Annotated in this window: 13 protein-coding genes and 1 pseudogene; all 14 read right to left on the reverse strand. The window is 48.7% G+C overall.

All coding sequences use genetic code 11. From position 1 onward, the window contains the following. Positions 1-68 precede the first annotated feature (68 nt). On the reverse strand, positions 69-509 hold the full coding sequence (locus Q0418_RS09170) for a GNAT family N-acetyltransferase (RefSeq protein ID WP_298483835.1): 441 nt from the start codon (positions 507-509) through the stop codon (positions 69-71). Further along, a complete protein-coding gene (locus tag Q0418_RS09175) occupies positions 510-1,325 on the reverse strand; it encodes a PHP domain-containing protein (RefSeq protein WP_298483836.1) in 816 nt (271 codons plus the stop codon). Continuing rightward, positions 1,322-2,014, reverse strand: a complete 693-nt coding sequence (locus Q0418_RS09180; protein WP_298483837.1) for a phosphonate C-P lyase system protein PhnL — start codon at positions 2,012-2,014, stop codon at positions 1,322-1,324. Before Q0418_RS09180 ends, Q0418_RS09175 begins: the two co-directional genes overlap by 4 nt. Next, positions 2,011-3,189, reverse strand: a complete 1,179-nt coding sequence (gene phnM / locus Q0418_RS09185) for a phosphonate metabolism protein PhnM (RefSeq protein ID WP_298483838.1) — start codon at positions 3,187-3,189, stop codon at positions 2,011-2,013. The genes Q0418_RS09180 and phnM overlap by 4 nt, the downstream gene beginning before the upstream one ends. A 172-nt stretch (positions 3,190-3,361) precedes the next feature. After that, entirely contained in the window at positions 3,362-4,195 is an 834-nt protein-coding gene (locus Q0418_RS09190) for an ATP-binding cassette domain-containing protein (protein ID WP_295219379.1), read from the reverse strand. Next, a complete protein-coding gene (locus Q0418_RS09195) occupies positions 4,185-5,030 on the reverse strand; it encodes an alpha-D-ribose 1-methylphosphonate 5-phosphate C-P-lyase PhnJ (protein ID WP_298483839.1) in 846 nt (281 codons plus the stop codon). The genes Q0418_RS09190 and Q0418_RS09195 overlap by 11 nt, the downstream gene beginning before the upstream one ends. Further along, a complete protein-coding gene (locus Q0418_RS09200) occupies positions 5,008-6,090 on the reverse strand; it encodes a carbon-phosphorus lyase complex subunit PhnI (protein ID WP_298483840.1) in 1,083 nt (360 codons plus the stop codon). Before Q0418_RS09200 ends, Q0418_RS09195 begins: the two co-directional genes overlap by 23 nt. Further along, positions 6,078-6,665: a phosphonate C-P lyase system protein PhnH gene (gene phnH / locus Q0418_RS09205; protein WP_298483841.1), complete on the reverse strand. Its 588-nt coding sequence runs from the start codon at positions 6,663-6,665 to the stop codon at positions 6,078-6,080. Before phnH ends, Q0418_RS09200 begins: the two co-directional genes overlap by 13 nt. Then, positions 6,662-7,087, reverse strand: a complete 426-nt coding sequence (phnG, locus tag Q0418_RS09210) for a phosphonate C-P lyase system protein PhnG (RefSeq protein WP_298483842.1) — start codon at positions 7,085-7,087, stop codon at positions 6,662-6,664. The genes phnH and phnG overlap by 4 nt, the downstream gene beginning before the upstream one ends. 260 nt (positions 7,088-7,347) lie before the next feature. Beyond that, complete coding sequence (locus Q0418_RS09215; protein WP_298483843.1) at positions 7,348-8,211, reverse strand: ABC transporter permease; 864 nt, start codon at positions 8,209-8,211, stop codon at positions 7,348-7,350. Next, the gene (locus Q0418_RS09220; protein ID WP_298483844.1) at positions 8,211-8,984 is read right to left on the reverse strand and encodes an ABC transporter permease subunit; all 774 of its coding nucleotides are present in this window, start codon (positions 8,982-8,984) and stop codon (positions 8,211-8,213) included. The genes Q0418_RS09215 and Q0418_RS09220 overlap by 1 nt, the downstream gene beginning before the upstream one ends. A gap of 22 nt (positions 8,985-9,006) precedes the next feature. Beyond that, positions 9,007-9,783 (reverse strand): phosphonate ABC transporter ATP-binding protein, encoded by a 777-nt coding sequence (phnC, locus tag Q0418_RS09225; protein ID WP_298483845.1) that lies wholly within the window; start codon positions 9,781-9,783, stop codon positions 9,007-9,009. Between the two features lie 24 nt (positions 9,784-9,807). Then, positions 9,808-10,923 (reverse strand): PhnD/SsuA/transferrin family substrate-binding protein, encoded by a 1,116-nt coding sequence (locus Q0418_RS09230; protein ID WP_298483846.1) that lies wholly within the window; start codon positions 10,921-10,923, stop codon positions 9,808-9,810. 200 nt (positions 10,924-11,123) lie between these two features. After that, positions 11,124-11,245: pseudogene (locus Q0418_RS09235) on the reverse strand (IS5/IS1182 family transposase); the annotation flags it as partial.

Raw genomic sequence — 11,245 nt, forward strand, 5'->3', positions numbered from 1 at the left:
AGCAGTGTTGCCCCAGATTGCACAGAAACTGTCTCTTGATTATTATACTGTAATAGTGCAATAGAGGTCTACGCATTTTGATTCGATTCAATCGCCTGAACAAATTTATAATGTGTATTCTGCATTCCTTCCCGCTGATAAAACGCATGCGCCCTTTCTCGCTTTTGATTGCTGGTCACTTCAAGTATCTGACAATGACGCTCTCTTGCCGCAGTTTCTGCCGCCGCAAGAAGTTGTTTCCCGATTCCCCGGGAACGATGCTTTGCATCTACTGCCAGTTCCACAATCTCTGCAACCTTTCCGCAGTGGTGGAGCTGAAATTCCATACGCAGATGCAGTACTCCTACGACTCTGCCACCACTTTCTGCCACAAGAAGCAGATGGTTAGGGTCTGCCGTCATGGCATCATATCCCCAGGTGAACAATTCCATGGAAAAAACGGTCTCCTCCAGTGCACAGATGAGTTGATACACTGCCGGCAGATCCCCACGAACAGCCTGTCGAATCATTTACACCCCACCTTTTCCCAAAATACACTCAATACCGTTTTGCTCCGCCAGAAAATCACCCACATCCACGGAAACGCCCTCGAATTTTCCATGAAAATCGCTGCCGCCAGTGAGAAACAGATCATATTTTTCTGCATATTGCCGGATGATCACCTTATCTTTTTCCGTATTGGCGTGGTGATTCAGTTCCAGCCCATCCAGTCCATGCGCAGCTAGTTCAGGAATGAGGCAGAAATTCTGCTGCTGTCCGCTATGTGCCAAAACCGCCAGACCGCCGGCATCCTTTATGGCACGCAGAGCCTCCAACGGAGAAATATACCGGATATCAAAATCACAGATACCTCCATTTTTGAAGATTCGCTGATAAAACTCCTCAAACATGTCCGGTGCTTTTCCACGGCGCACCAGATCATCCATGATATGCTGCTTGTAAATGTATTTCCCATCCGCTTTCCGCAATGTTTCTATTGCAATATCATAACCATGTGCATTCAGTACAGCGATCTGGCGCAGGGAATTGGCATGGCGTGCCTCCAGCGTAGGATGTACCGCCTGTTCCGTCACATCCGGTTTCTGAATACCATACCCCAGCATATGCACCCGGAATCCATGGTCATAATCATACGCCGAGATCTCAATACCTGGAATGACCCGGATGCCCTCTGTCTCCGGAATCTGCCTTGCCTGGGACAGCGTATCGTGATCGGTAATGGCTATGGCGTCCAGACCCTTTTCCTTTGCTCTGGCAATCAGTTCCGGAATCGTAAAGCTGCCGTCCGACACAGTGGAGTGCATATGCAGATCTGCTTTTCTCATGCAAATGTTCCCTCCGAAATATTGAATACACGGTCACAGAGTCCGTCCATAAACTCCAGATCGTGAAAAATACCGATCATGCTGGTACCCTGCTGCTTCAGCTTCAGGAGCATGTCCTTGACCAGAATCTTTGTCTTGTTGTCCAGAGATGCCGTAGGCTCATCCAGCAGCATAAGTCGGGGATTCTTGACCATGGTATGTGCCAGATTCAGGCGCAGCCGTTCGCCGCCGGAAAAGGTATTGGGATAAATATCCCACAGATCCTCTGGCAGACGGAAATAGTCCAGCATTTCCTCGGCTTTTTGCCGTGCCGTACTGCCATCATGTCCTGTTTCCAGCAGTGCCTGCATCACATGTTCTTTCGCAGTAGTTCTGGGCATGACGCTGAGAAACTGGGAAACATAGCCGATCTCATGGTTACGCAGATAAAGGATTTCCCGTTCCGATGCATGTGCCAGACTGATTTTTCCATATGCAAGACTGTCGTAGAGAATATCCCCCTCAGTGGGCAGATAGGTTCGGTGAATGCACTTTAAAATCGTGGATTTTCCGGCGCCGGAACGTCCAACAATACCAATGAATTCCCCTTCTTCCAGGACAAAATCAATATTCTGACAAGAACGTATCTCCCGGTTTGCATGGTGCAGATAAAAATTTTTCGCAAGTCCCTGAATTTCCAATATGCTCATATGGAATGCCCCCTGTATTCAACTCTGGAAGTGGTTTTCCCGTCCACCAGAACATGTGTCACCACCGGATAACCATCCAAAATATCCGCAATGACAAGATCCGCCTTTTTGCCCGGTGCAATGGAACCATAGTCCTTGTCGATTCCCATTGCCTTTGCCGGATTCAGGGAGACCTTATTCACCATATCCGGCAATGTCTGCCCATATTTATCACGCATGACAAACAGACTGTGGAGCAGTGCCTGGGGGAAATAGTCGGAGCAGAGAATATCCACACTGCCCTTCTGGATTGCCTGTGCCGCAGACATATTCCCGGAGTGGGAACCGCCAAGCAGGATATTGGGCGCACCGGCTATGGTATAAAAGCCCATATCATGGGCTGCTTTCGCCACCTCTTCAGTAATGGGGAATTCGCTGATATCCACGCCCAGCTGACGGTTCACCTCCAGCTTTTCCACCGTATCATCATCATGGGATGCCACGGTAATATGATTGGCATGTGCCAGTTCCGCCAGCTCTTTTAGTTGCACAAAAGAGAGCATCTCCTTATCCTGATGATATTCCAATACTTCCTCAAAAGTCTTGCCCTCATTTTCCATGCCATGGTATTTATCCAGCGTATCCCGATAGACTTCCAGACTCCGATACTGCCCCTGCCCCGGGGTATGATCCATAAAGGAGATCTCATGCACCAGATGTCTGGAGATCATCTCCTTTGCAATGTCATATGCATCAATGTTGTCGATCTCCAGGCGCAGGTGAAAACGATGGTGAATGAGATGGCTGCGGTTCTGGATATCGGCGATGAGCTCTGCCATTTCCAGCACGCTCTCCTTGGTACGCAGAGGACTCTTTCCCAACAGCTCGTCCCTGTACAGGGAAAAGGAATGGTAGATGGTCGTAATGCCTAGCTGTAACAATTCCTTTTCACATTCTTTCAGTGCCAGTTCAAAGGGGAATTTCGCCGTGGGACGGGGAAAAATAAACTGCTCGATCTTATCGGAATGTACATCAATAAAGCCCGGCAGAATATATCTGCCATGGGCATCAATGGTTTTATCTGCTGTGCCGTCGAATTGGCAGATATCGAAAATACGGTCATTGTCCAGCAGCAGCGTTTTTCCCTCTATGATCTGATCCGGCGTCACGATTCTGCCGTTTTTGATTGCTATCATGAATTTAGTGCCTCCTTGCTTTGGGTTTGTAATTTTGTAATGAGGAATTAGGAATTTCGGTATTCGCTGCGCTCATGAATTTAAATTCCATCGCCCCAGGCGATACCATCATTCCTCATTCCTAACTCCTAATTCCTCATTCAAAACTCCTAATTTCTCATTCAAAAATAATTTATAACAGTGAATGTACCAACTGCTGGGTATAGGCGTGCTGAGGATCTTCCAGAATCTGATCTGTCAGACCGCTTTCGATGATTTTTCCGTCCAGCATCACCACTGTCCGGTCTGCCAGCATCCGGATCACAGCAAGGTCATGGGAAACCAGCAGAATGGAAATGCCATACTCCGCCTTGATACGCCGGATCAGATCCAGCACCTTTGCCTGTACCGACAAGTCCAGACCCGTAGTTACTTCGTCCAGCAGCAAAATAGACGGATTGTTCGCCAGCGCCTTGGAGATCTGCACACGCTGCTGCATACCGCCGGAAAAATTCTTCGGTGCTTCGCCCATACGGGATGTCAGGATCTCCACAGCGGACAACAATTCCTTGGCACGTTCTGTCATATGACCGGCACTGCGGTTCCCGGCAGCAATGAGCTTTTCAGCAATATTGGATGCAGCCGAATAGTTCATGCGCAGACCACGCACCGGGTTCTGATATACCATACCCATGATACTGTTTTTGATATGCCGCTGTTCTGCTGCACTTGCCAGCCAGATACTTTCCTCGCCCTTTTTATAGTCTCCCAGATATGCTTCGCCGGAAGTGGGTACGATGTCAAAATACAGGCTCTGCATGAGCGTGGATTTTCCCGATCCGCTTTCGCCGACTATACCCAGTACTTCACCGGGATATACCTCTATAGAAACATCATTTGCCGCCCAGACCGTGCCGCAGACGGTACAGCGGTTCTTTTCCAGATGCGTTCTGCACGCCGGACAGCCATCGCCATAGCGTACTGTCAGATGCCGCACCTGCAATACCGGTTTTTCCTCAAGCTTCACGAGAACGCACCTCCTTGCAATATGTTGTATCCGAGCATTGATATATCTTTTCTCCCGTTTCTGCATCGAATAGTTCATCCAGATAGGTATCCGTACTGCCGCAGAGACGGCACTTTCTGCCCTGGAAATTTTCCCGTTCAAAGGGTACATCATCAAACGCCAGAGAAACCACATTGGTATGCGGCGGAATGGCATAGATCTTCTTTTCTCGTCCTGCGCCGAACAGATACAGGCACTGGGACTGGTGCAACTTCGGATTATCGAACTTCGGGATCGGGCTGGGGTTCATGATATAGCGATCTTCTACCGTGCAGGGATACTCTGTAGGGATGGTCACCTTGCCATACTTGATAATGCTTTCATACAATTGCAGCCAGATAGGTGCATAGTCCTTTTCGGCGTGCATTTTCTTGGTCACTTCTTCCTTGGGCTCCACAATACGCAAAGGCTCCGGGATAGGCACCTGCAACACCAGGATCTGGTCATTTTTCAGAGGCACCTCCGGGATACGGTGACGGGACTGGATCAGTGTTGCCGTATGGGTATCCGTAGTCGTTTCAATATTGGTACACAGTTTCACAAACTTCTTGATATTAACTGCATTTACACTGTCATCGCTGCCCTGATCAATGACTTTCAGGGTATCAGACGGCCCGATCAGGGAGAGTGTCAGCTGAATGCCGCCTGTACCCCAGCCTCTGCCGATGGGCAGCTCTCTCGAGCCAAAGGGCACCTGATATCCGGGGATTGCCACTGCCTTCAGCACACAGCGGCGGATCTCCCGCTTTGAGCCTTCGTCCAAAAAGGCATAATTATACTGTTCCGCTCTCTCCATGTTCCTGTTTCCTCCGTGTTTTTCTCGCTGCATCCAGTTTGGACTGGAACGTGACATAATGGGGCAGCTTCAAGTGGGAAATAAAGCCGTTCATCTCCAGGCAATCCCCGTGCATCAATACAAATTCCTGATCCTGAGGCGGGTAATCACCGCCCTGTTCCAGTTCCCGGTCAATGACCGCCATGGCAATGGCTTTGTTTTCATTTCTGCCGAACACTGCGCCGTATCCGCTGGCGAGCTTCAACTGTTCCTTATCGCTGGCAGAATTGAATGTTTCCACCTCTGTGAGCAGAATCTCACCCAGATAAATGGATTCCTCCGCTTTTCCCGGATAGGGGATCTCCAGTGCTACATAACCGCTGCGCAGTTCACCTACGGTAGGATGCACCTGCCCGAATCCACGGAGCACCGAATATGCCAGACCCGACAGAAATCCTGTATCTGCTCTTGTCATCGTCTGGAGCCGGGCACTGCGGGGTGCCGGGAATTCCAGCAGATTTTCCGTGACATCATAGGGCGGTGTATTATCCTCTTCGTAGATATCCAGAAGCCCTTCCTCTTTCAGCATATCGGAAACACGGCTGTAATCCTGAAGCTGCTCCGGCATCTGCTTATCCAGAACCTGCTGGAACATCTGGTGTAATTCTGACGCATCCTCATTTTCCCGTTCAAAGTGAATGAGACGATGGGTATAGTCATAAGTTGCACCTAGCAGCTGACCGCCGGGAATATCCTTGAATGCCGCAGAGATACGACGCATCACACGCATTTCTCCTGTGTCTGCAGTTTTGGTATAATGGCTGCGTTTCAACGTGGAGCGATAGGCACGCAGAAGAAAAACTGCCTCTTCCGTAGAGCCTTCGCACTGTTTCAGTGCCAGCGCCGCATAGGATCTGGCGTACAATCCGGCTTCGCTCATGACCTTATCCACCAGAAGTCCGAACTTGTTTTCGATTGTCTCCAGATCAATATCCTTGTCCGTACCGCTCCGATAATAATCCAGCAGCTGGATACTGGCTTCAATTGCCTCTTCGCCGCCGGATACTGCTACATATGCCATGCCGTTTCCCTCCTTCTCGTCAATCTCGGAATACAAGTTACATCGCCGCTGTCCGTCACAAAGATCAGATCTACACCCATGGGATATTCATATTCCTGTTGGTCACGTAGTACGATTGCCTGCTGTACTGTTTCGGAACAAGAGAATTCCATAGTGCCATCAATTCCCGGTCCATAGATCTTCATTGTTTCCTCGATTTCACCGCTGTCACGAATAATCAAAGTTGCACTGCGGTGCGGATCCACTAGCGTACCGCACTTTGCCTGTACAAAGATCGCCGAAAGTGTCTGCGCATTCGTTACAAATATATAATCTGCTTCACAGCTAGCTTTTTCCTCAGACAATGTGACAAGCTGAAGTTCCTCCCGGAGCGTTTCATTTCCGCAGGCAGAAAAACTGACCTCATTATCCAGAAGCGTCATGCCCAACGCCAGAAGGGCACCGTGTTCCCCGAACATCTTCTTTGTTTGTGGTGCAATGGATACTGTCCTGCCAGGATTGGACATTCCCTCCAGCAATTTCCGGAACACTGCTTGCGTATCAAATACTTCGTCAAACTGATGGAGTGTTTTCATTGCGCCGCCTCCGAATCCATAGAGTGGAAATCCACTTTTGTTTTCTGGAACATGGCATTTTCCTGTTCCAGCCGCCGCAGCTGCTGCGCTTCCCATTCCAGAAGCAAATTCTCTTTCCGGAACACGCTCTTATTTTCCGCAGCATCAATGATCGCCATATGCAATGTCTTGTCGAAATCATCGCCCATAGTCACTGCTGTCCCTACCGTACCGTCCAATGAAACTGTCGCTTCTGTGACAATGACCTCTCCCAGATAGAACAGGCTCTGTTTGACCGGTTCCCTCATCTTGATCATCGTCAGAGACTTTTCTGGTTTTTTCACAATTACCACCGGATAGGTTTGCTGTAATTCCGCACCAAGGGCAATGACATCTTCCCGGTCTGCCCTGGTAAGAATCTGAAACAATCGTTTCTTTTCCAAGAATCTCTCCTCCAAAATACAGCGGATTTCCGAATGACTCACTCCCGAAAATCTGCATCATCAATTTCAATTTTGGGCAATACCGCACAAAGATTGTGCGTCAGATACGCCGTCAGATTTTTCGTCAGATGAAACAAAAAGCGCAGTGAATACTTTGTGTATTCACGAGCATTTTTGTGAAATATGACGGAAAAGATGCAAGCATATGACGTGCAAAGCCCACAGGCGCTCTTTGTGCGATGTTGCCTTTAATATACTGATTACTTTACCTTCGCCTTGATCTTCGTGGAAACCATTTCCAGCAGGACGACGGCAATGACAACGACATAGGTCAGAAAGCCCATTTCATGCAGGTCAAAATAAAAACTGCCTGCCATAAACAACTGGAACCCAATACCACCTGCGCCGGCGGCTGCGCCCATGGCTACCGCATTGGTGAAGTTGATCTCGAACCGCATAAACGTCCACGCTACCATCCGACTGATGGATGCCGGCAGGATCGCCTGAAATACGATCTGCCAGAAGCCCGCACCGCTGGCACGAAGTGCCTCAATGGTACCGCCGTCAATTTCCTCAATAGATTCCGCATATACTTTTGTCAGATAGGCAAAGCTGTGGAATGTCAGACCAATGACTGCGGCAACGCTGCCCAGCCCTGCGGAAACGGCAAAGATCAGCACCCACAACACGGTGGGAACCGCACGCACCAATGCTACCAGACTTTTGATAATATTGGCAATCCAGGACGCTGCAATATTTTTTGCACAGAGAAGTGAACAGAAAAATGCCAGAACTGCGCCGAAAATGGTAGACAGAATGCCCAGGCAGAATGTAACCAGCAGCTGGTATAGTACATTGAAAATGGTATCCCTGGACAGCCTTGGTTCGAGAAATACCGTCTTGATGTTATGCAGTGTATCGGCAGCTGCATTCCAGAAGTCGATTTCCTTATAATCGAAAGAGAGAAAGGCGTATACAGTCAGTCCGATAAGTACCGCTGCAAGTATCTTTAAGGTAACGCCGCTTTTACTCTGCACGCCGATTTTGATCCTGCCGTTCTTATGCCGCCGGGCGTGAAAATCTGCCACAGAAATATCCTGAGACAATATTGCTGTATCCTGCATCAGAGAATCACCTTCCTTATCTGATTGGAAATGGTCTCAATGACAATGACCATGATGATGATCAGTACAACCACCAGACTCGCCGAACTGAAATCCAGCCGTTTGTAGTACATATCAAAGAGATAGCCAATTCCTGTTGCCGTCAGGATACCAATGAGGGTAGAACTGCGGATATTGGTTTCAATCATGTACAGGACCCATGTGACAATGCCTGTTATGGTAGATGGAATAATGCCCTGAAATACGGTCTGAATAAAATTTGCACCGGAAGCATGGAGTGCCTCAATACAGGATGCGCTGACTTCGTCTATGGTCTCGATAAATGCGCGTGTCAGCAGACCAAAGGTGGTGAAAAACAATGCAAAGAACCCGGTCAGAATGTTCTGTCCGAAGGAGAACATAAGCAGCATTGCCCATACCACATCCGGTACATTCCGGAAGAATGCCGCCACAATCCGCACGATCCGGTTGATTATGCCGTGAAATCCCGTTGCCTTTGACCCGAACAGGCTGAAAAAGAACGCAAATATTGCCGCAATGACAGTAACTGCAACGGAAAGCAGTGCCGTTTCGATCAGCTTATCCAGAATTTTCGGGAACCGCTTCATTGCCATTTCATCGGGGATCAGATTCTCAGCGATCCACGCAAACGCCTTCGGAAAAGATGCCACGCCCTCAGTCAGATGAAATTCCGTCACCAGAGAGGACACAATGTAAATGCCAAGCACCACCGCCAGCACAATGGTATATGTCAGCTTTCGTTTCAAAAACACGTTTTGTATTTTCCTGTCCATCTCATTCTCCCTGCATATCTATGATCAGATCCTGATCGCTGGACTGATAAATGGTGTGAATTTTTTCCTGGGTCAGTTCCGCAGGTGTCCCATCAAAGACGATCTTTCCTGCGGCAACACCAAGGATGCGCTCCGAATATTTCATGGCAACATCCACCTGGTGCAGATTGACAATACACGTGATTTTCTTCGTCCGGTTGATCTGCGCCAGATGATCCATGATGGTCTTGGACGCTTTCGGGTCAAGGGAAGCAATGGGTTCGTCACAGAGGATCAGCTTCGGCTGCTGCATAATGGCACGGGCAATACCCACACGCTGTTTCTGTCCACCGGACAAAGCATCACATCGCTTGTATGCCTGCTCCGCCAGTCCCAGTTCCTCCAGAATCGCAAATGCCTGTTCCTTTTCTTCCTCGCTGTAATGCCCGGCAACACCGCTGATGGTAGATTTCTGCCCCAGTTTTCCATGAAGCACATTCTCCACAACGCTCAAGCGATCCACCAGATTATAATGCTGAAAGATCATGCCCGTTTTTGTCCTGACCTTGCGAAGCTCCCGTTTATTCAGTTCCATGACATTCTGCCCGTCATAGATGATTTTCCCCTCTGTGGCATCAATGAGACGGTTCACGCATCGCAGAATGGTCGATTTTCCGGCGCCGGACGGTCCGATAACGGAGACAAATTCTCCCTCTTCAATGGAAAAGCTGATATCCTCCAGCGCCTTTGTGGTATTGTTATATACTTTGCTGACGTGCTGAAATTCCAAAATCGGCATCTTAGACTCTCCTATCGCTCCCGATCAGGATTCCATATTGCGGATGGGATCGTACCAGGAATCCTCAACAGTGACAAAGCGCATTTCATCGGAATCTTTTTCCAGCAGACCCATGCCGCCTTCCGGATAGAAGATCAGCTCGTTATTGGCAACTTCATCAGAAGTGAATAAATCCTGGATTGCCTTTACATCCTCCGAGCTGAGAGTATCGCCGTTATAGGCAAAGGGACCGTTCAGCACCGGAATGGACTGGATCACCGTAAACTTTGATCCTGTCACTGTATCAAAAGGAGCGCTTGCATCCTCGTTGATGGTATAAACAGAACCCACTGCAGCCGCTTCGCCCTCTGTGCAGGTGACATATGGAGCCAGTTCGATGTCACAGAACGCTGCCACATCACACTTGTCAGAAAGCAGGTTAAAAGCAGAACCCTGGTGCGAACCGCCGAAGAGCACTTCCGAGAAAAATGCATCGCTGCCGCCTTCCAGCAGATCATCTACAATCAGATTGTCCTCTGCAAAATGGGAAATGATCTGATTGGTGGGAACTTTAAATCCGGAAGTGGAACTGTTGGAAACAAAAGACATTCTCTTTCCCTTGATGTTATCAATGCTGTAGGAATCGCCGTCCAGATATTGATCTGCGTTTTCCTCCTTGACTGCAAAGAAGCTGTAATACAGGGCATCGTCCAGAGTACCGGATTCGCCGGACTGTACAAACAGCGGCTGCACTGCATCGTTGGAGTTCTTCGCCTGAATATAACCCTCTGCACCCATGCAGCAGCCGATCTGGGCTGTACCGTTGGAAAGTAACTCAATGGCAATCGCATAATCAGTGGTCAGCTTCTGTTCTACAGTCTTACCTGTCGCCTGTTCAATGAGTCTGCCCACTTCGTTTCTGGCATCCTGATAGTCCTCTGCGGATTCATTGGGATACCATACCAGTGTAATGGTATCGGTGTAATTACCGGAACCAGAAGCATCTCCCTCTACCGAAGTCTCGTCTGCATTGGAAGAAGCAGCGTCTGCACTGCTTGCATCCTCTGTGGAGCTTGTACCAGTTTCACCGCATCCTGCAAGTGTACCGCAGAGCATGGATAATGCTGCAATTGCAGCCCAGATTCTTTTTGTTTTCATCATGAAAGCACTCCTTTTCTCATGGACAGATCTGACCTGTTCTCTTCTGTCAGATCCCTATCTTCTGAAATCACTCTTTCTTGTAATTTCCATAACCCATTATAGGCAACACCGCATAATCTCCACCTACAAACAAAAACACCCAGCAAAATAGCTGAGTGCGTAGGGAAACATTCAATTTTCCATCGCAAGGGTGCACTGAATTAGACTGCCAGAGATTTTCTGTCAGCCAGATACAGATTCGCCAATGCGAACATAATATTCAATTTAGCAGTCTGTTTTCGCAGACCTCGGTATCGGGTCTTTCGATACCGAAAAATATTTT

The sequence above is a fragment of the uncultured Ruminococcus sp. genome (genome assembly GCF_937915125.1).
In the GTDB taxonomy this organism is placed as follows: domain Bacteria; phylum Bacillota; class Clostridia; order Oscillospirales; family Ruminococcaceae; genus Ruminococcus_C.